At 71.0% G+C, this 25785-nt stretch carries 17 protein-coding genes; 8 read left to right on the plus strand and 9 right to left on the minus strand.

The features are described 5' to 3' along the window. Positions 1–463: 463 nt before the first annotated feature. Positions 464–1759: a family 16 glycosylhydrolase gene (locus tag ABZZ38_RS13865; RefSeq protein WP_356739121.1), complete on the minus strand. Its 1296-nt coding sequence runs from the start codon at positions 1757–1759 to the stop codon at positions 464–466. Between the two features lie 362 nt (positions 1760–2121). On the opposite strand from ABZZ38_RS13865, the gene ABZZ38_RS13870 reads away from it, so the two are divergent. Beyond that, positions 2122–4182: a phosphocholine-specific phospholipase C gene (locus ABZZ38_RS13870; protein ID WP_356739123.1), complete on the plus strand. Its 2061-nt coding sequence runs from the start codon at positions 2122–2124 to the stop codon at positions 4180–4182. 87 nt (positions 4183–4269) lie between these two features. Here the strand turns inward: ABZZ38_RS13870 and ABZZ38_RS13875 are convergent, their stop codons facing one another. Next, a complete protein-coding gene (locus ABZZ38_RS13875; RefSeq protein ID WP_356739125.1) occupies positions 4270–5439 on the minus strand; it encodes an amidase domain-containing protein in 1170 nt (389 codons plus the stop codon). A gap of 277 nt (positions 5440–5716) precedes the next feature. Here ABZZ38_RS13875 and ABZZ38_RS13880 point away from each other — a divergent pair, with 277 nt between their 5' ends. After that, on the plus strand, positions 5717–6139 hold the full coding sequence (locus tag ABZZ38_RS13880) for a VOC family protein (RefSeq protein WP_356739127.1): 423 nt from the start codon (positions 5717–5719) through the stop codon (positions 6137–6139). 239 nt (positions 6140–6378) lie between these two features. Here ABZZ38_RS13880 and ABZZ38_RS13885 read toward each other — a convergent pair whose 3' ends face one another. Further along, entirely contained in the window at positions 6379–7947 is a 1569-nt protein-coding gene (locus tag ABZZ38_RS13885) for an arabinogalactan endo-1,4-beta-galactosidase (protein ID WP_356739129.1), read from the minus strand. Between the two features lie 125 nt (positions 7948–8072). Further along, positions 8073–10094, minus strand: coding sequence for a beta-galactosidase (locus tag ABZZ38_RS13890; protein ID WP_356739131.1), 2022 nt, complete (start codon positions 10092–10094; stop codon positions 8073–8075). A gap of 195 nt (positions 10095–10289) precedes the next feature. Between ABZZ38_RS13890 and ABZZ38_RS13895 the strand changes: the two genes are divergently transcribed. Genes ABZZ38_RS13895 through ABZZ38_RS13910 form a run of 4 tightly spaced genes read left to right on the plus strand, consistent with a single transcriptional unit; the run spans position 10290 to position 14498 of the window. Then, a complete protein-coding gene (locus tag ABZZ38_RS13895; RefSeq protein ID WP_356739133.1) occupies positions 10290–11600 on the plus strand; it encodes an extracellular solute-binding protein in 1311 nt (436 codons plus the stop codon). Next, positions 11597–12535, plus strand: a complete 939-nt coding sequence (locus ABZZ38_RS13900) for a sugar ABC transporter permease (RefSeq protein WP_356739135.1) — start codon at positions 11597–11599, stop codon at positions 12533–12535. Before ABZZ38_RS13895 ends, ABZZ38_RS13900 begins: the two co-directional genes overlap by 4 nt. Then, positions 12532–13449 (plus strand): carbohydrate ABC transporter permease, encoded by a 918-nt coding sequence (locus tag ABZZ38_RS13905; protein WP_356739137.1) that lies wholly within the window; start codon positions 12532–12534, stop codon positions 13447–13449. Before ABZZ38_RS13900 ends, ABZZ38_RS13905 begins: the two co-directional genes overlap by 4 nt. A 20-nt stretch (positions 13450–13469) precedes the next feature. Then, complete coding sequence (locus ABZZ38_RS13910; protein ID WP_356739139.1) at positions 13470–14498, plus strand: LacI family DNA-binding transcriptional regulator; 1029 nt, start codon at positions 13470–13472, stop codon at positions 14496–14498. A gap of 41 nt (positions 14499–14539) precedes the next feature. Here ABZZ38_RS13910 and ABZZ38_RS13915 read toward each other — a convergent pair whose 3' ends face one another. From ABZZ38_RS13915 to ABZZ38_RS13930, 4 genes are all read right to left on the minus strand, one after another. Further along, a complete protein-coding gene (locus ABZZ38_RS13915; protein ID WP_356739141.1) occupies positions 14540–16294 on the minus strand; it encodes an ABC transporter ATP-binding protein in 1755 nt (584 codons plus the stop codon). A gap of 152 nt (positions 16295–16446) precedes the next feature. Then, a complete protein-coding gene (locus ABZZ38_RS13920) occupies positions 16447–17295 on the minus strand; it encodes a carbohydrate ABC transporter permease (RefSeq protein ID WP_356739144.1) in 849 nt (282 codons plus the stop codon). Beyond that, entirely contained in the window at positions 17292–18266 is a 975-nt protein-coding gene (locus tag ABZZ38_RS13925; protein ID WP_356739146.1) for a sugar ABC transporter permease, read from the minus strand. The genes ABZZ38_RS13920 and ABZZ38_RS13925 overlap by 4 nt, the downstream gene beginning before the upstream one ends. Positions 18267–18353: 87 nt before the next feature. Next, positions 18354–19673 (minus strand): ABC transporter substrate-binding protein, encoded by a 1320-nt coding sequence (locus ABZZ38_RS13930; RefSeq protein WP_356739148.1) that lies wholly within the window; start codon positions 19671–19673, stop codon positions 18354–18356. Positions 19674–19954: 281 nt separating this feature from the next. Between ABZZ38_RS13930 and ABZZ38_RS13935 the strand changes: the two genes are divergently transcribed. Next, positions 19955–22354: a glycoside hydrolase family 2 protein gene (locus tag ABZZ38_RS13935; RefSeq protein ID WP_356739150.1), complete on the plus strand. Its 2400-nt coding sequence runs from the start codon at positions 19955–19957 to the stop codon at positions 22352–22354. Then, positions 22351–23385, plus strand: a complete 1035-nt coding sequence (locus tag ABZZ38_RS13940; protein WP_356739152.1) for a LacI family DNA-binding transcriptional regulator — start codon at positions 22351–22353, stop codon at positions 23383–23385. Before ABZZ38_RS13935 ends, ABZZ38_RS13940 begins: the two co-directional genes overlap by 4 nt. A 425-nt stretch (positions 23386–23810) precedes the next feature. Here ABZZ38_RS13940 and ABZZ38_RS13945 read toward each other — a convergent pair whose 3' ends face one another. Then, entirely contained in the window at positions 23811–25436 is a 1626-nt protein-coding gene (locus ABZZ38_RS13945) for a cellulase family glycosylhydrolase (protein WP_356739154.1), read from the minus strand. Positions 25437–25785 lie beyond the last annotated feature (349 nt).

The following is a 25785-nucleotide window of genomic DNA, read 5'->3' on the forward strand; positions in this document are numbered from 1 at the left end:
TGCCCGCTGCCCACCGCACCCGCTCGATGGCGAGGCGGCGAGGCGGCGAGGCGGCGGAGTGGCGCGGCGGCGAGGCGGCGAGCAGTTCACCGACGAAGGAGCCCCCCACGAGCACCACCGGCTTGTGCGCGTGTTCCGGGGCCAGTGTCGTCGCCGACACACCGGGGAGCGTGTGTGGGCGAGCAGCCCGTTCCGGATCAGGAGGTCACCGGCGCGCAGTTCCGCCCGGGCGGCGAGGTGGCGGAGTGGCGCGGCGGTGGCCGGTCGCGCGAACCGGGCGGTGTGCCGACGGCTCATGGCCGCAGGACCGGGGCAGCACCGGAGCGCCCGATGCGCGCGGGGTTCGGCCCGAGCGGCCGAACCCCGCGCCCGCGCCCCGCGCGCCGTGGCCGGGCAGATCGGCGGCGGCCGTCAGGGCTGGATTCGAGCGGATCGTACCGAGGGGTGGACCGAGGCGGTCGATTCAGCTCCCCAGCGACCACTTCTGGTTGGCGCCGCCGGAGCAGGTCCAGATCTGGGTCGGCGTCCCGTCCGCGGGGTTGTTGCCCAGGACGTCCAGGCATTTGTTCGCCGGCAGGTTGACCAGATCGCTGGTCGTCGCGTTGTACGACCACCGCTGCGCGCCCGTGCCGTTGCAGTCCCACAACTGGACACGGGTGCCGTCCGCCGTGCCGGCGGCCGCTGCGTCGAGGCATTTGCCCAGGGCCCGTACGGTGCCGTCGGCGCCCACCGTCCATCGCTGTGCCGCTGATCCGTTGCAGCCGTGGAGCTGTACGCGCGTGCCGTTGGCGGTGTTCGCCCCGGCCACGTCCAGGCACTTGCCGGCCAGGCCGCGCAGGGTGCCCGTCGTGCCGGGGGTGCCGGACGTGGTGACGCGGACGTGGTCGACGACCAGCTGCTGCGGGAAGACGGTCGAGCCGTCGGGGTCGCCGGGCCAGTAGCCGCCCACCGCCAGATTGAGGATGAGGAAGAACGGCTTGTTGAACACCCAGGACCGGCCGCCCAGATCGGCGGGCGTGCGCCGCTGGTAGACGGTGCCGTCGACGGACCAGGTGATCGCGTCGGGTGACCAGTCGACGGCGAAGGTGTGGAAGGCGTCGGCGAAGGCCTGTCCGCCCGGCAGGGAGTACGCGGCGCCGATGCCGCCGCTGCCGGAGTAGCCCGGGCCGTGGAGCGTGCCGTGCACGGTGCCCGGCTCGAAGCCGACGTTCTCCATCACGTCGATCTCACCGCTGTTCGGCCAGCCGACCTGGCCGATGTCGTTGCCCAGCATCCAGAACGCCGGCCACATACCCTGGCCGCGTGGGACCTTCATACGGGCTTCGACATGGCCGTAGGTGGTCGTGAAGCGGCCCGCGGTGTTGAGACGGGCGGAGGTGTACTCGCACCGTCCGTACCAGCACTGGTGGTTGCCCGGGTTCTCCCGCCGGGCGGTGATGACCAACTGGCCCTGTCCGTTCAGCGCAGCGTTGGCGGTGCCGGCGGTGTAGTGCTGCCGCTCGTGATTGGCAACGTTGTCGCCGGTTTCGAGCTGCCACTTGCCGCTGTTGACCGCCGACCCGGCGGGGCCGTCGAAGGTGTCCTCGAACGTCACGGCCTGGGCGCCCACCGCGGGTGCGGCGGCTGCGGCTCGTGGGGTGGATGGGGTCGGCGCGGAGGGTGCGGCGGTGGAGCCGGGTGCCCAGCTCAGCGCCGCGGTGAGGATCGCGACGGCCACGGCGGTGCCGCGGACGGTGTGCCGGCGTATCCGTAAGGACATATGACTCGCCTCGGTTCGCGGGGGAGGGGCGACTGCCCGCCGGGCAGGGGTGATGACGGCCGTGCGGGAGCCGCCGGAGGTGTCGATCGGTGCGGCGCGGGTTGGTCCGGACCAGCCCGCCCGCGGAAAGTGAAGCGTCGTTGGCGTGACCCTGTCAATAAGCCTGAGAGCGCTCTCTTCTGCCCCCCGCCAGCGAACGGCGCCCGGTGGGCGGTTCGGTGGCCGTTGGGGAACGGCCCCGACGCGGGGCGTTCGCCCCCCGTACGGCGGGCAGTCATGGAACGTCCGCCGGGCGCTACCCCTGGCACGCTCTCCTTGGGGCGCCCCTCGCCATCCCTGACATCCGCGGAGGTCACGCACCCATGGCAGAACTCAACCGCCGCCGCTTCCTGCAGCTCGCCGGTGGCGCCACCGCCCTCACCATGCTGTCGGACAGCATCGCCCGAGCGGCCACCATCCCCGCCCAGGGCTCCACCGGCACCCTCCAGGACGTCGAGCACATCGTCGTGCTGATGCAGGAGAATCGTTCCTTCGACCACTACTTCGGCGCGATGAAGGGGGTACGCGGCTTCGGGGACCCCCGCCCCGTCACCCTGCCCAGCGGCAGGTCCGTCTGGCACCAGGCGGACGCCGGCAACAAGGTGACCCTGCCGTTCAGGCCGCCGAGCGACGACCTCGGCATGGAGTTCCTCCAGGGGCTCAACCACGACTGGGCGGGCGGCCAGAAGGCCTTCAACAAGGGCAAGTACGACCAGTGGATCCCGGCGAAGACGGCCACCACCATGGCGTACCTGACCCGCGACGACATCCCCTTCCACTACGCGCTCGCCGACGCCTTCACCGTCTGCGACGCCTACCACTGTTCGTTCATCGGCTCCACCGACCCGAACCGCTACTACATGTGGACCGGGTACACCGGCAACGACGGCACGGGCGGCGGCCCCGTCCTCAACAACGCCGAAGCGGGGTACGGCTGGACCACGTACCCCGAGCGCCTGGAGGCGGCCGGGATCTCGTGGCGGGTCTACCAGGACATCGGCGACGGTCTGGACGCCGCCGGCCACTGGGGCTGGATCGACGACGCCTACCGCGGCAACTACGGCGACAACTCCCTGCTCTACTTCAACTCCTACCGCAATGCCCAGCCGGGCACCCCGCTCCACGACAAGGCCCGCACCGGCACGAACGCCAAGAACGGCGACGGCCTCTTCGACCACCTCCGCGCCGACGTCCAGGCCGGGCGGCTGCCCCAGGTCTCCTGGATAGCCGCCCCCGAGGCGTTCTCCGAGCACTCCAACTGGCCGTCGAACTACGGCGCCTGGTACATCGCGCAGGTGCTGGACGCGCTGACCTCCAACCCCGACGTGTGGGCCCGCACGGCGCTCTTCATCACGTACGACGAGAACGACGGCTTCTTCGACCACGTCGTGCCGCCGTACGTGCCCTCCACAGCCGCCCAGGGGCTGTCGACCACGCCGACGGCCCTCGACTACTTCACCGGCAGAACGGGTTACGTCGCCGGGCCGTACGGACTCGGCCCGCGCGTCCCGATGATCGTCGTCTCACCGTGGAGCACCGGCGGCTACACCTGCTCCGAGACCTTCGACCACACCTCGATCATCCGCTTCATGGAGCGCCGCTTCGGGGTGCGGGAGCCCAACATCTCGCCCTGGCGGCGTGCCGTCTGCGGTGACCTCACCTCCGCCTTCGACTTCGCGCGCACGCAGACCGCGCCGGCCGAGCTGCCGCCGACCGCCGGCTACTACCCCCCGGACCGCGAGCGCCACCCCGATTACCGGCCCACCGCCCCGACCGTCGGCACGATGCCCCGGCAGGAACCGGGCAGCAAGCCCACCCGCCCGCTCAGGTACGCGCCGTACGTCGACGGCGCGGCCGACACCGGAGCCGGCAAGTACCGCCTCACCTTCAGCGGCGGACCGGCGGCCGGCGCGCAGTTCCACGTCACCTCCGGTAACCGCACGGACGCCCCCTGGACGTACACGACCGAGGCGGGCAAGTCGATCGCGGACACGTGGAACACGCAGTACTCGAAGGGCGTCACGGACCTGACCGTCCACGGCCCGAACGGCTTCCTGCGCCGCTTCCGCAACCCCGGCAAGACCCCGGGCCCCGAAGTCACCGCCCGCCACAACGGAGCCACCGGCAACCTCGACCTCACGTTCACCAACGCCGGCACGGCCGACGCCCGCCTCACCGTCACCAACGCCTACGGCGGCGCGGCCCAGACCCTCACCGTCCGCAAGGGCGCGACGGTCACCCACTCCGTCGACCTGCGCGCCTGCCGCAACTGGTACGACGTGACGGTCACCTCCACCACCCCGGCCGACTTCCTCCGCCGCTTCGCCGGCCACGTCGAAACCGGCGCCCCCGGCCTGTCCGACCCGGGCATCCTCACCACCTGATCCCGCCTCCGGAGAAGAGGACCGGGCCCGGCGGATCACCGCCGGGCCCGGAATCAGCTCGTCCGGCCACGGGCCGGACGCCCTCCGTCAGGTGCGGTAGGCGTAGTACTTCGCGTTCGGGTAGGACGCGAGGAGGCTCGCCAGCGACTTCCGGTAGGTGTTGTTGGAGTGGTACGTCAGGTACGGCGTACCCCACCGGTCGCGGTAGGAGACGAGCATGGTGTGGTCCTTCGACCCGTCCCGGTTGAAGTCCACCTGAAGCACGTCACCGACGCCCAGCTCCCAGACGTTGGAGAGGTTGGTCGTCCGCTTGCTGGACAGCGCGAACCAGGACCACTCGTTGACGCCCACCCACGAGAGGGTGTTGCCCAGCTTGGGGTCGCTCCACCACTTCCGGTAGTCGTCCCAGGAGCCGGGCGCGTGCTTCCAGCCGCCCGCCTTCAGCGCCTGGCTGACGAAGTTGGTGCAGTCGCCACCGGCGCCGGCGCTGTCGTACGACGGGTAGGCGGGGTTGTAGTTCCGCCAGTACTTCTCCGTGTACGCCGCCATCGCCGCGTAGTTGTAGCCGTTGGGGCTGGTGGCCGGCTTCGCCGCCGGCTTCCGCGCGGGCCGCCTGGTGGAGGCGGCGGCGGCCACGGGCAGCCCGCTGTCGGTGGTCGCCTGCACCTGCGGCGAGGTCAGCGGCGCGTTGACCGCCGGCAGGCCGGTGTCGGTGGAACGTATACCGGTCAGCTCCCACCTGCCGCCCGGTGCCTGGGCGAAGGTGAGCTCGTGGTGCGCCTGGAAGCCGGTGGCCCCGGGCTCGTCGCCGCGGATCTTCTTGTAGGTGAGCGTGGTGGTCTCGGTGACCCGGACCGTGGCCTTGCCGTCGCGCACCTTGGTGCTGTTCACCGCCACCTTGGTGTCGGCGCCGGTGTACGCCTCACCCAGGGCGCGGAGCCGTTGCTTGCGGTCGCTCAGTGAGGACCAGGCGCCCCCCTCGGCGCGGAACAGACCGGAGGACAGGTGCACCTTGCGGTCGGCGGGCGGCGCGGACCGCCGCGTTCGCCGGTTCTCCAGCAGGGCCGCCGTACGCTCCGTCAGCACGGCGTCCGCGACCCGCCCGAAGGATTCGGTGGTGGCGCGGTCGACGGTACCGGGAGCGGACGGAGCGGCGGGCGCGTACCACGAGGCGCCCGCGGTGGTGGGCAGTACGACGGCCGCGGCGGCGACCGCCAGCACGGCACCGACCGTGGCCCTGAACGTCGATTTCTTCACGAAGTCAATCCCCTTGTCACCCGGTCGACGCACGGACCGGGGACGGAATCCTCGCACGAACTCCCGACATGTGAAGACCCCGTAAGTGTCGCAGATTTGCCACAAAGCCAGTCGGCGGGCAACCGGGGGTACCGGTGAGTACGGCGTCCGGGGCGCCCGGGCGCCACCGGTATGCCGACCACGCCTACCATACGAACGCGAAGGCGACCGTGACGGCTGACGCGGACGCGAACCGATCCCGGCCCGGATGGGCCGGGATGGCGGGAGGGGGAGGCCCATGCGGGTCAGGGATTTCGACCACGTCGTGCTGAACGTTCAGGACGTCGAGCGGTCGTTGGAGTTCTACTGCGGACCCCTCGGCCTGGAGCCCGTCCGGGTCGAGGAGTGGCGGGCCGGCAAGGTCCCCTTCCCGTCGGTGCGGGTCAGCCCGACCATGATCATCGACCTTTTCGGCCGGCCCCGCGGCGAATCCAACGTGGACCACATCTGCCTGGTCGTGGATCCGCTGGACTGGCAGGAGGTCATCGACTCGGGCACGTTCACCGTGGTGGAGGGCCCGGTCAGCCGCTTCGGCGCGCGGGGAAGCGCCCAGTCGGTCTACGTGAAGGACCCGGACGGCAACACGGTGGAACTGCGCTGGTACCCGCAGGACGCCGAGCCCCGGGACGAGGCCCGCCCGGCCGACGTCAGGAGCTCGTGAGGACGACCAGGCCGACATCGAGACCCTTCGACAGCTCCGGGGCCGGCGACCGGACGCGGGACGCGGTGTGCCCGCCCGCGGCCGGACGCCCGTCCCCGCGGAGCCCCCCCGCCCCGACGCGGCGCCGCGCCACGTACGGCGGTTGAGCCGGACCCCCCTCGCCCGTCGGCGAGGGAGGTCCGGCCACCCGGGTCGTACCCGGACCCACCCGGTGGTTCCCCGGTTCCGCGGGCCGAGCCTCAGCGGTGGTTCAGCCAGTTCGCGGCCGGGAGCAGCCTGTCGTTGTAGTCGAACAGGGCCTGGTTCTCCCAGCCGTTGCCGGAGGAGGGGTCCGTGGGGTCCCAGCCGTTGCCCGGGACGGCCGTCCAGGTCGGCTCCCAGTAGACGACACCCAGGCCGCGGCCGTTCGGCACCGCCTCGACGACGTTCATCACATCGCGCAGCCAGGCCGCCTGGCCGGCCGCGCTCGCCGGGTAGCCGGAGACCAGCTCCCCCGGGAGGTCGATGATGTTCTCGTGGCTGTCCTCGCTGTCCAGCCGGAAGGGGTAGGCGGTCTCCGCGACCATGACCTGCTTGCCGTAACGGGCCGAGACGTCGTCGAGGTTGGCCTGGAGGTCGGAGAGCGCCCCGTGCCAGTACCCGTAGAACGACACGGCGATGACGTCGAAGTTCACGCCGCGCGCGGTGGCGTTGTCGAACCACCAGCGGTACAGGTCGTTGTCACCGCCGTGGGCCAGGTGCAGCGCGATCCGGGTCGACGAGGACACGGCCTTCGCGGCGTCGATCCCGGACTTCAGGAGACCGGCGGTCCGGTCCCAGTTGTCCGTGGACCCCTCGGGCCAGAGCAGACCGGTGTTGATCTCGTTGCCGATCTGCACCATGTCGGCGGGCGTGCCCTGCGCCTTGAGGGCGTTCAGCACGTCGTACGTGTGGTCGTACACGTCGGTCGTGAGCCGGCTGTACGAGTGCGACGCCCACGCGGCCGGCTTGGTCTGGGCGCCCGGGTCGGCCCAGATGTCGGAGTAGTGGAAGTCGACCAGCAGCTTCATGCCCTGGCCCTTGATGCGCTGCGCCATCTGCAGCACGCGCGCCTTGTTGTTGTAGCCGTCCGCCGGGTCCACCCAGACCTTGAGCCGGCCGTAGTTGGCGCCCGCCGACTTCAGCAGGGCGACCGGGTCACCGGCCACCCCCCCGGCCGTGCGGTAGACGCCGCCGCGGTCCTCGCTCTTCTTGAGCGTGGAGACGTCGACGCCCTTGACGCCGAGCCCGGACGCACCGGAGGTGAAGGTGAGATCGTCGACGTTGATCCAGTTGCCGGCCCCGGCGTCGGAGTTGACGCTGACGGTGCACTGCCCGCCCGTCACCCTCACCGAGGTGACCAGCCGTATCCACGCCCCGTTGGGGGTCGGCGGCAGGTCGGTCCGCTGCTCCGCCGAGCCGCAGTTGCGCAGGGCGAGGTACGCGGCGTTCTGGCCGCCGCTCGACCGGACCCAGGCGCTGAGCGTGTAGCTGCCGTTGGCCAGCCCCGACAGGTACTGGTACGTCTCCACCTTGTACGCGGACGACGACCAGTGGGTGAGGCGGGTGCTGCCGCTGTGTCCGCCCGCCTCGGTGAACGAGGCGGAGGTCTGGCCGGTGGCGGAGTAGGTGGACCAGCCCGAAGCGCCCGCTTCGAAGCCGGGGTTGGTCAGGGTGGACGCGGCACTGGCCGGCGGCCCCGGCAGGGCGGTGATCAGCAGAGCACCGAGGACGGGCAGGGCGGCGGTTCTGAGCAGCGTACGGAAAGCACCTCTGGGTCGTGCGTGCATCGTCAAAAGTCCCTTCGACGGTGGAGGGCGGTGCGGGACGGTGGAGCGGTGGTGAGGGTGACGCGTGTGGTGCGCCCGGGGGCGGCCGGCGGCTCGACGGCCGCTCCCGGGAGTTCCGGTGGGGGTCAGGCGTCGAGCCGTACGACACGCACCGCGCCGGCCGGGACGGTGAGGTGTCCGGCGGCGCGTTCCCCGGAGAGCAGTTCGGTGCCGGGCCCGGCCAGGGGCACCTTGGCGTCGTGCCCGGTGTGGTTGATGACGAAGACGTGGTCGCCGGCCTCGCCGGAGCGGCGGACCACCTCGACGTCGCGGGGCAGTCCGGTGCGGGGCACGATGCCGCCGTCCTCACAGGCGGCGCCGAGGATCGCGTCCAGCGCCGCCGCGTCCAGGCGGGACGAGACGTACCAGGCGGTGCCCCGGCCCAGGCGGTGCCGGGTGACGGCGGGGCCGCCGGCGGCCGGGCCGTCGGCGTACGTCCACACGGTCTCGGCCCCGCGCGGTACGACGAACTCGGTCCACACGTCGGCGCCGAGCGTCCGCCCGTCCGGTCCGGTGAGTGTCACGGTCTCGCCGGCGCCGAGCGGGGACCACTCCTCGACCGTCAGTCCCAGCACGTCGCGCAGCGCGCCCGGGTGGGCGCCGGGGTGCACGGCGTCGTGTTCGTCGACGATCCCGGAGAAGTAGGAGACGACGAGGGTGCCGCCGTTCTCGACGTACCGCCGCAGGTTGGCCCCGGCGGCCTCGGTGGTGAGGTAGAGCGCGGGCACGACGACCAGCGGGTAGGCCGACAGGTCGGCCTCCGGGTGGGCGAAGTCGACGGTCAGGTGCCGGTCGTAGAGCGCCTCGTAGAAGCTGTCCGCGCGCTCGCGGGCGTCGTGGTCCTCGCTGGGCCGCCACTCCAGGGACTGCGCCCACCAGGACTGCCAGTCCCACACCATCGCCACGTCCGGGACGGTACGCGTGCCCCGCAGCCCGGCCAGCGAGCCGATGTCGGCGCCGAGCCGGACCACCTCGCGCCAGACCCGGGAGTCGGTACCGGCGTGCGGGACCATCGCCGAGTGGAACTTCTCGGCGCCGCGCCGGGACTGGCGCCACTGGAAGAACATGGCGCCCTCGGAGCCCCGGGCCACATGGGCGAGGGAGTTGCGGGCCATCTCGCCGGGGCGCTTGGCGGGGTTGCGGGGCTGCCAGTTGACGCCGCTGGTGGAGTGTTCGAGGAGCAGCCAGGGCGCGCCGCCCGCGACGGAGCGGGTGAGGTCGGCGGCCATGGCGAGGTTGACGTGGGTGCGCCGGCCGTCGGTGATCAGATAGTGGTCGTTGGTGACGAGGTCGACCTCGCGGCCCCAGGCCCAGTAGTCGACGGAGTCGCACTGGCTGAGCGCGGTCATGAAGTTGGTGGTGACCGGAGTGCCGGGCGAGAGCCGGTGCAGGGTGTCCCGCTCGCTGATGAAGTTCTCGCGCATCGTGGCGTCGGCGAAGCGGCGGTAGTCGAGCTGCTGCGCCGGGTTGCCGACGGTGGGCGTCAGCCGCGGCGGGTCGATCTGCTCGTACGCGGTGTAGCGCTGGCCCCAGAACGCGGTGCCCCACGCCTCGTTGACCGCGTCGACGGATCCGTAGCGCGCCTCCAGCCAGCGGCGGAAGTGGGCGGCACAGGTGTCGCAGTAGCAGGCGCCGACCGGCACGCCGTACTCGTTGTGGACGTGCCACATCGCGAGCGCGGGGTGTGCGGCGTACCGCCCCGCGAGCTCGGTGGTGATCCGGGCGGCGGCTTCCCGGTAGGCGGGGGAGCTGTGACAGATCGCCCCGCGTGAGCCGAACGCGTACCGCGTGCCCTCGCGGCTGACCGGCAGCGCCTCGGGGTGGGCCCGGTAGAACCACGCGGGCGGGACCACCGTGGGCGTACCGAGGTCGACGCGGATGCCGTGCTCGTGCAGGAGGTCGAGGACCCGGTCGAGCCATCCGAAGTCATAGGCCCCGGGCTCGGGTTCGAGCAGCGCCCAGGAGAAGATCCCGACGCTCACCAGGGTGACGCCGGCTTCCCGCATCAGCCGGACGTCCTCCTGCCAGACACTTTCCGGCCACTGCTCGGGGTTGTAGTCCCCACCGAAGGCGAGCTGGTGCAGGCCCTGGGGAGTGGTCTCCGGCATGAATCTCTCCTGAAGCGTGGGATTTCGACCATGTGGGAACGTGCACACACATCGATCGATGCGGTAGCGCAACATAACCGCACACGAACAACCATTGACAAGTGTCTGGAACGTTTCTCTACTGTGAACGCTCACAGATGCATGGCCGGTCGCCGCCCTCGGAGCGGAGACCCCTTCGGTCAGGGAGAAAGCCCCATGTCCCACACGTTCCACCGCCGCCTCGCGGCCACCGCCACCGCCGTCGCGCTCGGTGCGTCCGCTCTCACCGCGTGCGGATCGCCGGACAAGGACGACGCGGCGGACTCCGGTCCCGTCTCGCTCCGCTACTGGGCGTGGGCACCGGGGATGGACAAGGTGGCGGCCCTCTGGAACAAGGAGAACCCGGACATCAAGGTCACGGTGCAGAAGCAGGCATCCGGCGACGACCTGGTCACGAAGATCATCACCGTTTCCAAGGCGCATCAGGCCCCCGACCTCGTCCAGGCCGAGTACCAGGCCCTGCCGACCCTGGTCAGCAACGACGCCCTCGCCGACATATCCAAGGAGGTCGGCGGCGCCGAGGACAGGTTCGCCCCGGGCATCTGGCAGCAGACCACGCTGGGCACCGACGCCGTCTACGCCGTCCCCCAGGACTCCGGACCGATGATGTTCTACTACCGGGCCGACCTCTTCCGGCAGTACGGGCTGACCGTCCCCACCACCTGGGACGAGTTCGCGCAGACGGCCCGCACGCTGAAGAAGAAGGCCCCGGACAAGGCCCTGACCACCTTCTCCTCCAATGACGCGGGTCTCTTCGCCGGGCTCGCCCAGCAGGCCGGCGCCAAGTGGTGGACCATCGACGGCGAGAAGTGGAAGGTCGGCATCGACGACGCGGCCACCAGGAAGGTCGCCGACTTCTGGGGCGGTCTGGTCGAGGAAGGCGCCGTCGACAACCAGCCCATGTACACCCCCGCGTGGAACAAGGCCATCAACACCGGCAAGCAGATCGCGTGGGTGAGCGCGGTGTGGGCTCCCGGCACCCTGACCACCGCCGCCCCCGACACCAAGGGCAAGTGGGCCATGGCCCCGCTCCCGCAGTGGTCCAAGGGCCAGAACGCCACCGGCAGCTGGGGCGGCTCCAGCACCGCCGTCACCACCGACTCCCGCCACAAGGCGGCTGCCGCCAAGTTCGCCACCTGGCTCAACACCGACCCGCGGGCCCTCGCCGCGCTGGTGAAGGAGAGCGGCGTCTACCCGGCCGCCACCGCCGCCCAGACCAGCGGCGCGCTCAGCAAGGCCCCCGGCTTCTTCGCCAACCAGCCGGACTTCTACACCCGCGCCGCCGAGATCGCGAAGACCACCGCCCCCGCCTCCTGGGGCCCCAACGTCAACGTCGCGTACACCACCTTCAAGGACGCGTTCGGCACGGCGGCCAAGGAGAAGTCGGACTTCGGCGCGGCGCTTCGCACGATGCGGGACGCCACCGTCGCGGACCTGAAGAAGCAGGGCTTCGAGGTCGCTCCGTGACCACGACCCGCCGCACGGCGCGCGGCCGGAAGGCGTACGGGGTGAAGGCCGCCCCGTACGGCTTCCTCCTGCCGGCCGCCGTCCTCTTCACGGTGTTCTTCGCCCTGCCGATCGGCTACGCGGTCTGGCTCAGCCTCCACAAGGTCGAGGTCAAGGGCCTCGGCCTGGGCAAGGGAGCCCGTGAGGAGGTCTGGGCGGGGCTGGAGAACTACACCGCCGCCCTCACCGACACCGAACTCGGCCACAGCGCCCTGCGCATCCTCGGCTACGGCGCGATCGTCGTGCCCGTCATGCTCGGCCTGGCCCTGCTGTTCGCACTGCTCCTGGACGCCGAGCGGGTCCGGGCACGCTCCTTCTCCCGGCTCGCGATCTTCCTCCCGTACGCCATCCCCGGCGTCGTCGCCGCCATGATGTGGGGCTTCCTGTACCTGCCGGACGTCAGCCCCTTCCACCACGCGCTCGACCGGCTGGGCCTGCCGCGGCCGGACCTACTCGACGGCGGCCCGCTCTTCCTGTCGCTGGCGAACATCGCGGTCTGGGGCGGCACCGGCTTCAACATGATCGTGATCTACACCTCGCTGCGGTCCATACCGGCCGAGGTGTACGAGGCGGCGAAGCTGGACGGCGCCACACCGCTGCAGATCGCCCTGCGGATCAAGATCCCCATGGTGGCCCCCTCCCTGGTGCTCACCTTCTTCTTCTCGATCATCGCCACACTCCAGGTCTTCAGCGAGCCCACCACCCTCAGGCCACTGACGAACGGCATCTCCACCACCTGGAGCCCGCTGATGAAGGTCTACAACGACGCCTTCCTCGGCGGGAACATGTACGCCGCCTCGGCCACCGCCGTGGTCCTCGCCCTCGCCACCTTCGCCCTGTCCTTCGCCCTGCTCAGGACCTCCGGCGCGCGCACCAAGCAAGGGGGAACCCCATGAGCACGCCTGCCGCCCCCTCGTCGGCCCGCAGGACCGCCCCGGCCGCCGGCACCACCCCCGGCACCTCCCAGGGACCGCCGCGCCCGCGCCGGACCGCCCTCCTGCCCACCGCCGCCCTGCTCCTCGGCGCGCTCTACTGCCTGCTGCCGGTGGCCTGGGTCGTGGTGGCCTCCACCAAGTCCGGCCCGGAGCTGTTCTCGACCTTCACGTTCCTGCCCGGCAGCGGGTTCGGCGACAACCTCGCCGACCTCGGCGCCTACCGCGACGGCATCTACTGGCGGTGGATGGCCAACTCCGCCCTCTACGCGGGCGTCGGCGCCGCCCTGTCGACCGCGGTCTCGGCGGTCTCCGGCTACGCGCTGGCCGTCTACCGCTTCCGCGGCCGGGAAGCCGTCTTCAACGTCCTGCTCGCCGGCGTGCTCATGCCCCCGGTCATCCTCGCCATCCCCCAGTACCTCCTGATGGCGAAGGCCGACATGACGGACACCCACCTGTCCGTGCTGCTGCCGCTGATCCTCTCCCCGTACGGCATCTACCTCGGCCGCGTCTACGCCGAGGCCGCCATCCCCATGGAACTCGTCGAGGCCGGCCGGATGGACGGCGCCGGGGAGTGGCGGATCTTCCTCCGCATCGCCGCCCCGATGATGTCCCCGGGACTGGTGACGATCTTCCTCTTCCAGTTCGTGGCGATCTGGAACAACTTCCTGCTGCCCTACATCATGCTCAGCGACGACACCAAGTTCCCGATGACCGTGGGGCTGTTCACGCTGCTCGCCCAGGGCAGCAACACGCCCGCCCTCTACACCCTGGTGATCACCGGCGCCCTGCTGGCGATCGTGCCGCTCATCGCCCTGTTCCTCGTCATCCAACGGTTCTGGAGCCTCGACCTGCTCTCCGGCGCCGTAAAGTCCTGACGCGGGAAGGGGAACGAGACATGAACCGCGGTACGGACGGCAAACGGCGATCGGTGACGATCCACGACGTGGCGCGTGAGGCGGGGGTCTCGCGCGGCACCGTCTCGCGCGTGCTCAACGGCGGGCACTACGTCAGCCCGGCGGCGCAGACGGCCGTCAACGCCGCGATCCGCAGGACGGGTTACGTCGTCAACCGGCACGCCCGCTCGCTGATCACCGGCAAGTCGGACTCGGTGGCGTTCCTGCTGACCGAACCACAGGAGCGGTTCTTCGAGGACCCCAACTTCAATGTGCTGCTGCGGGCCTGCACCCAGGCGCTCGCCGACCGGGACATCCCGCTGCTGCTCATGATCGCGGGCACCGAGGCCGAACGGCGGCGCAACCTGCGCTACATCCGGGCCGGACACGTCGACGGCGTACTGCTCGTCTCCAGCCACTCCGGCGACCCCGTGGGCAGCGAGCTGGACGCCGCGGGCGTCCCCGTCGTCGCCTGCGGCAAGCCGCTGGGACAGAGCGCCAGGGTCAGCTACGTCGCGGCGGACGACCGGGACGGCGCGCGGTCGATGGTGCGGTACCTGTACGAGTCCGGGCGCCGCCGCATCGCCACGGTGACCGGCCCACCGGACACCCCGGGCGGTGTCGAGCGCCTCGCGGGCTACCGCGACGTGCTCGCCGAGTACGGCCTGCCCGCCGACGAGTCGCTGATCGTGGCGGGCGACTACAGCCGGGCCAGCGGTGGGACGGCGGCCGAACTGCTCCTGGAGCGCGCACCGGACATGGACGCGGTGTTCGTCGCCTCGGACCTGATGGCCCAGGGGGTGCTCGACACCCTCAGCCGGGCCGGGCGCCGGGTACCCGACGACGTGGCCGTCGGCGGGTTCGACGACTCACCGGCCGCCCTGTCCGCGCGCCCCGCCCTCACCACGATCCGTCAGCCCTGGGAGCGGATCAGCGGCGAGATGGTACGGATGCTGCTCGCCCGGATCGGCGGGGAGGACCCGGCCGCCGTCATCCTCCCCACGGAGCTCGTGCGCCGGGACTCCGCCTGACCGGCCCACCGGGGTGGCCGCCCGGCCGGGCGGCGGGGGACTCAGCCGTGCAGACGGGCGTAGGCTCCCTCCCGCCGCAGCAACTCCGCGTGCTTCCCCACCTCCTGGACACGCCCCTGCTCCAGGACGACGATCCGGTCCGCGTTCCTGACGGTGGACAGCCGGTGCGCGACGATGAACACCGTCCGGCCCGCGACCAGCCGCGCGAGGGCCTGCTGGATGAGCGCCTCGGAGCGGGTGTCGAGCGCCGAGGTCGCCTCGTCCAGCACCAGGACGCGCGGATCGCGGATCAGGGCGCGGGCGATGGCCAGGCGCTGCCGCTGGCCGCCCGAGAGCCGGGCGCCGCGTTCGCCCACCACGGTGTCCAGGCCCTCGGGGAGCCGGTCGACGAACTCGGCCGCGTTGGCGTCCCGCAGGGCCTGGCGGATGGCCGCCTCGTCCACGTCCGGCAGGCCGTAGGCGACGTTGTCCCGGACGCTCTCCTCGAAGAGGATCGACTCCTGGGGCACGACGGAGACGAAACGGCGGTAGCTGCGCAGATCCAGTTCGTTCAGGTCCCGGCCGTCGAGCAGGACGCGCCCGCCGGTCGCGCGGTGGAAGCCGAGGACGAGGTTCAGTACCGTCGACTTGCCGGCGCCCGAGCCGCCGACCAGGGCGACCGTCTCCCCGGCGGGGACGGTGAGGTCGACGCCGTCGAGCGCGGGCCGCTCCCCGCCCTCGTACGCGAAGGTCACCCGCTCGAACCGGAACTCGCCGCGGACATGGCCGACGCGCTCCTTGCCGTCGTTCTCCTCCAGGTCCGGGGCTTGCAGGATCTCGCCGATGGAGCGCACGGACTCCAGGGCCCTGCCGGTGACGGGGGCGAGGGTGAGCAGCGTGGTCACGGACCCGGTGAGACCGGCGAAGTACGCGCTGAGCATGACCACCGCTCCCGGGCTGACGCCCAGCCACCCGTGGTACGCGACGAACGCGGCCCCCGCGAGGCAGGCCATGCCGAGGGTGTTGAGGACCATCCAGGACAGTGAGCCGAAGCGGCCGTTGAGCAGGTCGAGGCGGGACCCCTCGCGCAGCACCGTGTCGAGGTCGCGGTCGACCCGGTGCAGGGCGGTGTGCTCCAGCCCGTGGGCCCGGGTGAGGGGGATGAGCGTGGTCATCTCGTTCACGCTGGTCGACAGCCGCTCGACCGACCGGCGGAAGGACGCGTTGCGGTCCCGCAGCCGGGAGCGCAACGCCACCACCAGGAGGGCCGACGCCGGGACCAGCACGAGGAAGACGGGAAGGAAGGCGGGGGTGACCACGGCGATGACGGCCAGTCCGCCGGTGAGGGTGGCCGCCGCGGTCAGCCCGTTGTCGGCGGTCTGCTGGACGCCCGTCTCCAGCGTCTCGACGTCGCGGATGACCTTGGTGTGCAGGACCGAGGAGCTGGTGCGGGCGTGGAAGCCGATGGACAGCTGCTGCATGCGCTGGACGAGCGCCATGCGCACGTCGCGGCCCGTGCGGCGGATGGATCCGTGCATCCAGTGCACGTAGAGCAGGTGGAGGGGCAGGTTCAGCGCCAGCACCACGAGCATGAGGGCGCAGTTCCACCACAGTTCGGACAGCGGCCGGTGTTCCACGACGATGTCGATGACGTTCGCCGTGATGGGCGGCAGCAGCCACACGGGGGCGTGCTTGCCGAAGAAGACCACCACCGCTCCGGCCAGGCGCGCGCGGTCGGGACGGAAGAGGTAGCACAGCGTGCGGACGGGGTGCTCACCGCGGTAGCGGTGGTCGAGCGGGCTGTCCGGCGTGGCCATCGGGGATTCCTTGTGCGGTGCGGTCGTCGGGGGCAGGTGTGCCCGGGGCACGGTGTGGTGGCGGGCCGGCGGCCGGGGCGCAGCGGTGGCGGCCGGGCCCCCGGCCCGCCGACCCGGGGTCGTACGCCGCGGCCCCGGCAAGGCACCAGGGGTCACTTGGTCGCGCCTTGGGCGAACCCGTTGTAGATGTAGCGCTGGAGGAACAGGAAGACGACCAGGGTCGGGACGATGACGAGGATCGCTCCCGCCGAGATGTTCTCCCAGTGCGCCCCGAAAGGCCCCTTGAAGCGGAACAGGGCGGTCGAGATCGTGCCGAGGTCCTGGGAGGGCATGTACAGGAAGGGGATGTAGAAGTCGTTGTAGACGGTGATCCCCTTGATGATGACGACGGTGGCGACGGCCGGCTTCAGCAGCGGGAAGATGATCCTCCAGTAGATGGTGAAGGCGTTGGCACCGTCCAGGCGGGCGGCCTCGTCGAGGGACGTCGGGATCCCGCGGATGAACTGCAGGAAGATGTAGACGGAGACGATGTCCGTGCCCATGTACAGCAGGATCGGCGCCCATCGGGTGTCGAACAGGCCGAAGCTGTTCACCACCTGGAACGTGGCGACCTGCGTGGTGACGCCGGGCACGAGCGTGGCGATGAGGAACAGCGCCATGACCGGCTTCTTCGCCCGGAACCGGAACCGGTCGACCGCGTACGCGGTCATCGAGCCGATGAGGACGGTCCCGGTGATCGAGAACAGCAGGATGAAGGCGGTGTTCCCGAACGCCGTGAGCATCTTCCCGTCGGTGAACGCGGTCGCGTAGTTGCCGAGGTTCAGCCAGTCGCCGGGCAGCGAGAGCGCGCCGCCGTCGGCGACCTCCTCCGACGTCTTGAGCGAGGTCAGGAAGACGACGGCGAGCGGGACGAGGACGACCAGCGAGGCGACGATCAGCGAGAGGTACGTGAGGGCCGGGCCGAGCATCCGCCGGCGCCGGGAGGGCAGGGCCGTGGTCATACGAGGTCCACCTTCTCATCGGGCACGAGGCGGCGCTGGATCCAGGTGATCAGGAGAATGATCAGCAGCAGCACCACGGCCGCCGCCGAGGCCAGGCCGGTCTTGTTGAACTGGAAGGCGAGCTTGACCGTCTGGATGACGAAGGTCGACGTGCCGGTCGCGCCGCCGGTCATGATCCACGGGATCTCGAAGACCGAGAGGGAACCGGAGACCGCGAGAATGACGCTCAGGCTCAGCACGGGCTTGATGCTCGGCGCGATGATGTGCCGGAACTGCTGCCACCTCGTCGCGCCGTCCAGCTGGGCCGCTTCGTAGAGCTCGCCGGGGATGGACTGGATCGCGCCGAGGAACAGCACGAAGTTCAGTCCGGTGAACCGCCACACCGACACCCCGGCCAGTGACGTGTTGGCCGACGCCGGGTCACCGAGCCAGGCGTGCCCGGTGTCGGCACCGAACCAGGACAGGACCGAGTCGAGGGTGCCGCCGTCCTGGAAGAAGTACAGGAAGACGAACCCGATGGCGACGCCGTTGATGAGGTAGGGGAAGAACAGGATCCCCTTGAAGAAGTTGCGGAACCTGAGGTCGAAGCTCAGCACGCTCGCGAAGTACAGGGCGGCCACGATCTGCACGACGGACGCGGCGAGGTAGTAGAAGCTGACGAAGAAGACCCGGAACAGCTCGGGCCGCGTGAGGATCTGCACGTAGTTGTCGACGCCGGTGAACTCGCGGTCCGGGCTGACGCCGTCCCAGTCGGTGAAGCTGTAGAAGACCATGTTCGCCACGGGGACGTAGGTGAACGTGATCAGCAGGGCCAGGGGCGCGGCCAGGAAGAGCCAGGGGGTGGCGCGGCGGAGCAGTCCGCCGCGCCGGGCGTTCGCCGGCCGGCCGGGCGCGGAGCGCTCCGTCCCCGGGCGCGCGCCGGCGGGGGCCCGCGGCGGGTGCGCGGGCGCCATGTCGGTTGTCTTGGTCATGTCGGCCTTTCGTCGTCCGCTGATGCGCGGCGGCGGAACACGGCCCCGGCCGCTGTCGGCACGGCCGGGACCCGCGTGCGCCGTCCGTCAGGAGCCGGTGCTCCTCGCCGCCTCGTCCCACTTCCTGTCGAGGCCGGCGAAGAAGTCCTGGAGGCTGCCCTTCTGGGCACCACGGGCCACGTCGACCAGCTGCCGGCGGTAGTCGGGGGCGTTGAGGCCGATCTCGGCGGCCTTGTCGATCGCGTTGACCTCCCCGGTCCTCGCCTCGGAGCGCTCCAGGAACGCGACATCGTTGTCAACGAAGGCCTTGAGTGTGTCCGGCATCGGGGCCGTCCTGACGGCGGAGACGGCGCCCTCCTTCAGCGCGTATCCGGACTTCTCCGTGAACCAGTCGATCCAGGCCCGGGCGGCGGCCTTGTGCTCGGAGTGGACGTTGACGGCCTGCTGGTAGTCCGAGAGGAGCGTGGCGCAGAACTTCCCGTCCTGTTGCACCGGGAACGGCATGAAGCCGATGTCGTCCGGGTCGGCGCCGGCCTTCTTCGCGGCGTCCCGCATCTGCGTGATCGCCCAGGATCCCAGCTGCATGGAGGCGATCCGACCCTTGGCGAGCATGCCCTTGGAGGCTTCCCAGTTCGTGGTGGAGGGGTCCTTCTCGGAGAGCCCGCCCCGCACGATGTCGTGGAGCAGCGTGTCGATCACGTGCAGTTCGGAGCCCTGCTTCCACGGGGACACGGCGCCGGCCAGCTTGTCACCGGCCTTGACGTCACAGGTGACGGAGCCGATGTTGTTGCTCCAGGACGTCAGCGGCCAGCCGTCCTTGAAGTTGGTGTAGTACGGGATGGCGCCGGTCTTGGACTTGATCGCCCGCAGGTCGTCCAGGAACTCCGCGGGGGAGGCGGGCCACTCGGTGATGCCGGCCTTCTTCCAGACGGCCTTGTTGTAGACGAAGCCGTTGACCGTGCCGAACTGCGCCACACCGTAGACCTTGCCGTCCACGTCCGTCTTGTCGCTGAAGCGGTACTTGCCGCTCAGCTCCTCCGTCGTGCCCAGCGGGGCGAAGAACTTCGGGTAGTCGTTCTTGGCGATGGCGCCGGGGATCATCAGGACGTCACCGTAGTTCTCGGTGTTCATCCGGATCCTGACCTCCCCCTCGTAGTCGGTGAGGGCCTCGAAGGTCACCTTCACCTTGGGGTGGGTCTTCCTGAACTCCGCCGCGTACGCCTCCATCGCCCCGCTCTGGACGAGGTCGGTGCGGGCCGTCAGGACCTTGATCTCGCCGGAGGCCTCACCCGGATCGTCCGGCGCCTTCGCCGTCTCGGTCGAGGCCGCGCCTCCGCCGCTGCACCCCGCGACGGTCAGTATCGCGGCGGTGAGAAGCACGCCCGCGAGCGCCTTCTTCTTCCCCATGTGCCCAACTCCTTCAGGGTTACGGCTCAGGTCTACGGGTGGGATGTCGGCACTATGTCAGGCTGGATGTGAACCGGTAAAGCTCCGATTTCACGCACGATGCCCAATCGTTACCCAGAAGCGAATGTGAGGCGGTCCGCTCTCATCGCAGTGCGACAGCAGCATCAACGGTGCGTTACAGATGGGCACTAGACCGGTTTATGGACAGGGTGCCCGCAGAGGGTTAGGTTGTGCGGCGTCGTACATCCACCGGGCCTGAGTCAGGCGATTGGAGCCGCACCATGAAGGACGTCACCCAGCTCAGTGAGGGCTGGAGTCTGCGCCACGACGAGGCGCTTCTCCCGGCCGGGGTGCCGGGCTGCGTCCACACCGATCTGCTGGCGGCCCGGGTCATCCCCGACCCCTTCCTGGACCGCAACGAGACCGAGGTCGCCTGGGTCGGCCGGCGTGCGTGGACCTACGTCACCCACCTCGCCCACGACAGCGCGCACGAGCGCACCGACCTCGTCTTCGAGGGCCTCGACACGGCCGCGGAGATCACCCTCGCCGGCGAGGCGGTGGGCAGTACCCGCAACATGCACCGCGGCTACCGCTTCGACGTCACCGGGCGCACCGGTGAGCTGGAGGTCCGCTTCGCCTCCGCGTACGACGAGGCCGCGGCCGTCCGGGCCGTCACGGGGGAGCGGCCCAACGTGTATCCCGAACCGTCGCAGTACATCCGCAAGATGGCCTGCAGCTTCGGCTGGGACTGGGGCCCGACGCTGGTGACCGCCGGCATCTGGCGCCCCGTACGGCTGGAACACTGGTCCACCGCGCGGATCGCGCGCGTCCGCCCGCTGGTCACGGTCGAACAGGGCACCGGCCGCGTCGAGGTGCGGCTCGACGTGGAGCGCACCCGCCGGGGACAGGGCCGACGGCTGGTGGCGCGCGCCTCCGTCGCCGGAGCCGAGGCCGAGGCCGTCGTGGAGGGCGACCAGGCGGTCCTGGTGCTGGAGGTGTTCGAGCCGCGGCTGTGGTGGCCGCGCGGATACGGTGAGCAGGCGCTCCACGACCTGGAACTGACCCTGTCCGACGACACCGGCGCGCTCGACACCTGGCACCGCCGCATCGGCTTCCGCACCGTCGAGCTGGACCGCTCGGCCGACGAGCACGGCACCGGTTTCACCCTCGTCGTCAACGGCGTGCGGCTCTTCGTCCGGGGAGCCAACTGGATCCCCGACGACGTCCTGCCCTCCCGCGTCACCCCGGAGCGCTACCGGACGCGCCTGGCCCAGGCCGCCGACGCCAACATCGACCTGGTACGCGTATGGGGCGGCGGGATATACGAGGACGACGCCTTCTACGACGCGTGCGACGAACTCGGTCTCATGGTCTGGCAGGACTTCCTCTTCGCCTGCTCCGCCTACCCGGAGGAGCAGCCGCTGCGCGGAGAGGTCGAGGCGGAGGCGCGCGACAACGTCGTCCGCCTCATGCCGCACGCCAGCCTCGTGCTGTGGAACGGCAACAACGAGAACCTCTGGGGCTTCCGCGACTGGGGGTGGGAGCCCGAACTGGCCGGTGACTCCTGGGGCGAGGGCTACTACCTGGGCCTGCTGCCCCGCGTCGTCGCCGAACTCGACCCCACCCGCCCCTACACCGCCGGCAGCCCCTGGTCCGGCTCCTGGGACCACCACCCCAACGACCCCGCGCACGGCACCCACCACTCCTGGGAGGTGTGGAACCGGCAGGACTACGCCGAGTACCGGGCGAGCGTGCCGCGCTTCGTCGCCGAGTTCGGCTGGCAGGCACCCCCCGCGATGGCCACCCTCCAGCGGGCCCTGCCCGGAGAGCGGCTCGCACCGGACTCCCCGGGCATGCTCCACCACCAGAAGGCCGAGGACGGCAACGGCAAGCTCAACCGGGGCGTCGCCCGCCACTTCGACCTCCCCGAGGACGACTTCGACCGCTGGCACTACCTGACCCAGGTCGTCCAGGCGCGCGCCGTCGCCACCGGGATCGAACACTGGCGCGCCCACTGGCCCGTCTGCGCCGGAACGATCGTCTGGCAGCTCAACGACTGCTGGCCGGTCAGCTCCTGGGCCGCGATCGACGGCGACGGGCGGCTCAAGCCCCTCCACCACGAGCTGCGCCGCGTCTACGCCGACCGGCTGCTGACCGTGCAGCCCGGCGCCGACGGCCTCACGCTCGCCGCCGTCAACCAGTCCGGAACGCCCTGGCGGACCTCCGTGCTGCTGCGGCGGCTGGAGGCGGACGGCACCCTCCTGCACGAGACCGTCCTCGACATCGCCGCCGAACCCCGCTCGGTCCTCCGCCTCCCCGTGCCCGAGGACCTCACCCCGGCCGAGCGGTCCGCCAAGGAGTTCCTCGTCGCCGACGCGGACGGGCTGCGCGCCCTGCACTTCCCGGTCCCGGACAAGGCATTCGCCTATCCCCGGCCCCGGTTCGACGTCGCCGTGGAACCGGTGGCCGGGCAGGGGGATAGAGTCGATGTCGTGGTGACCGCACAGACCCTCGTGAGAGACCTCCTCCTGCAGGCCGACCGGCTCGGTCCGCGCGCCGGCGCCGACCGGGGGCTGCAGACACTGCTCCCCGGCGAGCGGACCCGCATCCGGGTCAGCGACTGCGGCCCCGTGGACGCCGAGGCCGTACGGTCCGCCCTGTTCAGCGTGGACGTGGTGTGAGCGGCTCCACGGAACGCGTCACCATCAAGGACGTCGCCGCCCGGGCCGGAGTGTCCAAGGGAGCGGTGTCGCTCGCCTTCAACCACAAACCGGGCGTCTCGCAGGCCACCCGCGAGCGCATCTTCGAGGCTGCCCGGGAACTGGGCTGGGCACCCAACCTGACCGCACGCAGCCTCTCCAGCCAGCGGGTCGACATCGTCGGCCTGGCGCTCTGCCGACCCGCGCGGCTGCTGGGCCTGGAGCCCTTCTACATGGAGTTCATCTCCGGCATCGAGAGCGTCCTGGTCGAACACTCCTGCTCCCTGCTGCTGCGCCTGGTGCGTGACCTCGACGAGGAGACCGCCCTGTACGAGAGCTGGTGGCGCGGGCAGATGATCAGCGGTGCCATCCTGGTCGACTTCCACCAGGACGATCCGCGGGTGCCCGCCCTCCAGGCCATCGGGCTGCCCGCCGTCGCGGTGGGCCACCCCTCGCTCACCGGCGCCTTCCCCTCGGTGTGGACGGACGACGCCACCGCGGCGGCCGAGGCGGTCCGCTACCTGGCCGCGCTGGGGCACCGCCGTATCGCCCGTGTCGGCGGCCCCGCCGGCCTGGGCCACAGCGCCATCCGCGCGGCGGCCTTCGAGGCCACCATGCGGGAGCTCGGCCTGGGCCCGAGCCGTCAGGTCTCCACCGGCTTCGCGGGCGAGGAGGGGGCGCGGGCGACCCGCTCCCTGCTGCTCTCCGCCGACCGGCCGACCGCGATCGTGTACGACAACGACATCATGGCCGTGGCCGGCGCGGGCGTCGCGGCGGAGATGGGCCTCGTCGTCCCCGACGACCTCTCGCTGCTGGCCTGGGACGACTCGCAGCTGTGCCGGCTCACCCACCCGACGCTGTCCGCGATGAGCCATGACGTGCACCACTTCGGCACGGAGGTGGCGCGCACCCTGTTCAAGGTGATCGAGGGGACCCACACCGGCTCCCTCCAGGTGCCGACACCGTCCCTCACCCCGCGCGGTTCCACGGCCCCCGCGCCACGGCAGGTGTAGACACGAGCGACGGTGTGGACACGAGCGACGCGGCGGGGCCCCGAACCGAACGGTTCGGGGCCCCGCCGCGTCGTGCCGGTGCGCCCTGTGCCGGTGCGCGTCGTGCCAGTGCGTCGCCCGGCGACAGTCCCCAGTCGCACAGCCGGCGCAGGTGGTCGCGCGCCCTGGTCCCCTGGCCGCCCCCGCGGTCCGCGAAGGGGCGGCCGGTCAGGGCCTGCTCGCCCGCGTACGCGTGCCTGAGTGGGTCCGGGTGCCTGAGTGGGTCCGGGTGCCTGAGTGGGTCCGGGTGTGGGCGTGGGTCCGGGGGTGTGGGGCCGGGGCGAGGGCCCCGGGGGAGTCGCGGTGAGGCGACGCCGGGGAAGGGACATGGCGGACGGCCCCCCACCCGGGGCGGGAGGCCGCGAGTGGCCCGCGAGGGGCCGGTGTCACGCCTTGGCGCAGACGGCGCCGTTGAGGGTGAAGACGGCGGGGACGCCGTTGGTGCCGGTCGAGGAGCCGCTGATCCCGAAGCCGACCGTGCCGCCGGCGGGGATGGTCTCGGTCCAGGACTCGTGCGTGGCGCGCAACCGCGTGCCCTGCTGGGTGACCCTGGCGTTCCAGGACGAGTCGAGCGTCTGGTCACCGGGGAAGGCGAAGTCGAGCTGCCAGCCGTTGACCGCCGTGGTGCCGGTGTTGCGGATGGTGACGTCGGCGTTGAACCGGTTCCCCCAGTCGCTGAGGCGGTAGGTGACCGCGCAGCTGCCCGCGGCCGGTCCGCCCGTCGTGGTCACGGTGACCGGCGCCGAGCGGGGAGAGCGGTTGCCGGCGGCGTCACGGGCGTACACGGCGAACGTGTAGGCGGTGGAGGCCGTCAGGCCGGTCACCGTGGCGCCGGTGGCCGTGACCGTCGTGACGGGAATCTCCTGCGTGCCGGTGAGGCGGACGACGTCGTAGGCGGTGACCGCGGTGTTGTCCGTGGCGGCCGCCCAGGAAAGCCGGAGGCCGCCGGAGCTCACGTCGGAGGCGGCCGGTGTGCCGGGCGCGGTCGGGGCCTGGGTGTCGCCCCCGGTGCCGCCCGCGAAGACGCTCGCCTCACGGGACGTGCGCTTGATGCCGTCGGTGCCGTCGAAGAGCCGCTTGCCCCAGGGGGTCAGCCGGGCGGCGTCGAAGCCGGTCGCCATGTCGAGGTACTCGACACCGCCGCCGTTGCCGCTCCACGACCAGCCCAGGTAGCCCAGGCCCAGCTGCTGGGAGGTCGCCATGATGGCGTCCTCGTCGGGGTTGCCGTCCGAGTGCGCGTCACCGAACTCGCCCACGACCAGCGGCAGTTTACTGGATACGAACCGGTTCAGGTAATCCCGCACCTCGGCCGCCGTGTCGAAGACACCGTACATATGGATCGAGAAGACGGTGTTGCGCTTGGGGTCGGCCGCGAAGATGGCGGCGGCATTGTCGCGCATGGTGAAGGACCAGTCCTGCCCCCAATTCGGCGCGTCGACCATGAGCGTGTGCTCGAATCCCGCGCTGCGCATCCGGGCGATCGCGCCGGCCGTGTCCGACTTCCATGCCGTGTATCCGGAGTTGCCGTGCGGCTCGTTGCCCAGGTTCAGCAGGATGTACTTTTCCTGCCCCTTGACCGCGCTCCGGACGTCCAGCCAGTAGTCGACGGCCCGGGACAGCGACACCGCGCCCTCCTGTTCGCCGTACCCGGTGGTGTCATGGGCTTCCAGGACGCAGACCAGGCGGTTGGCCTTGCAGGAGGCGACGACCGCGGCGACATCGGCGGTGTCGTTCCTCGTCCAGCGGTCGCCGGTGCCGAGCACCACGCGCACCGTGTTGGCGCCGAGCGTCTTCACGTCCTTGAGCGCCTGGTTCGTCCTGGTGGGGTACCAGGCGTGGGCGTGGTTCACGCCCCGCATGACGAAGTCGTTGCCGTTGGCGTCCAGCAGCCGGCCGCCGCCGACGTGGAACCCCGGTGCCGCTTCCGCCGCCCGGGCGGCGGTGGGGGCGGCGAAGACCGAGGCGGCCACGGCCAGCAGCGCTGCCGCCGCGGTGGCCAGATTCTTTCTCATCCCAATGCTCCCAACATGGTCGCGCGCACACCGGCGGGCGGCTCGCCCCCGGCGCGCGGCATGTCCCTTCACTTGCGGGTGCTGTGCCCCCGGCTCCGTTGGGGATCCCGCCGATCGCGGGCCCGGGTTGTCCGGCCGCCGGCATGCGGTTGGAATGCCGGAAGGGAACGGAGCGTGGAGCCGGGTGGTTTCCCGCCGACCGCCGCTGAAATGCGGCTCACGGCGATCGGCGGGAAGACGCGTCACCCAACGGATTCCGGCCACGCCATGAGTAATGACGTCAACGGTGGCCGAACAAAGGGAGTCCGACATCCCGTTCGGTGACTGAAAAAGAGGCTAGAGCCAGAGA

This window comes from Streptomyces sp. NPDC006368, from assembly GCF_040612535.1.
Lineage (GTDB): Bacteria > Actinomycetota > Actinomycetes > Streptomycetales > Streptomycetaceae > Streptomyces.

Bases quoted from the DNA above. Each gene is read 5' to 3' on its own strand.
- ABZZ38_RS13865 (WP_356739121.1), bottom strand. From the start codon at position 1,759: ATGTCCTTACGGATACGCCGGCACACCGTCCGCGGCACCGCCGTGGCC.
- ABZZ38_RS13870 (WP_356739123.1), top strand. From the start codon at position 2,122: ATGGCAGAACTCAACCGCCGCCGCTTCCTGCAGCTCGCCGGTGGCGCC.
- ABZZ38_RS13880 (WP_356739127.1), top strand. From the start codon at position 5,717: ATGCGGGTCAGGGATTTCGACCACGTCGTGCTGAACGTTCAGGACGTC.
- ABZZ38_RS13885 (WP_356739129.1), bottom strand. From the start codon at position 7,947: ATGCACGCACGACCCAGAGGTGCTTTCCGTACGCTGCTCAGAACCGCC.
- ABZZ38_RS13890 (WP_356739131.1), bottom strand. From the start codon at position 10,094: ATGCCGGAGACCACTCCCCAGGGCCTGCACCAGCTCGCCTTCGGTGGG.
- ABZZ38_RS13895 (WP_356739133.1), top strand. From the start codon at position 10,290: ATGTCCCACACGTTCCACCGCCGCCTCGCGGCCACCGCCACCGCCGTC.
- ABZZ38_RS13905 (WP_356739137.1), top strand. From the start codon at position 12,532: ATGAGCACGCCTGCCGCCCCCTCGTCGGCCCGCAGGACCGCCCCGGCC.
- ABZZ38_RS13910 (WP_356739139.1), top strand. From the start codon at position 13,470: ATGAACCGCGGTACGGACGGCAAACGGCGATCGGTGACGATCCACGAC.
- ABZZ38_RS13915 (WP_356739141.1), bottom strand. From the start codon at position 16,294: ATGGCCACGCCGGACAGCCCGCTCGACCACCGCTACCGCGGTGAGCAC.
- ABZZ38_RS13920 (WP_356739144.1), bottom strand. From the start codon at position 17,295: ATGACCACGGCCCTGCCCTCCCGGCGCCGGCGGATGCTCGGCCCGGCC.
- ABZZ38_RS13925 (WP_356739146.1), bottom strand. From the start codon at position 18,266: ATGACCAAGACAACCGACATGGCGCCCGCGCACCCGCCGCGGGCCCCC.
- ABZZ38_RS13930 (WP_356739148.1), bottom strand. From the start codon at position 19,673: ATGGGGAAGAAGAAGGCGCTCGCGGGCGTGCTTCTCACCGCCGCGATA.
- ABZZ38_RS13935 (WP_356739150.1), top strand. From the start codon at position 19,955: ATGAAGGACGTCACCCAGCTCAGTGAGGGCTGGAGTCTGCGCCACGAC.
- ABZZ38_RS13945 (WP_356739154.1), bottom strand. From the start codon at position 25,436: ATGAGAAAGAATCTGGCCACCGCGGCGGCAGCGCTGCTGGCCGTGGCC.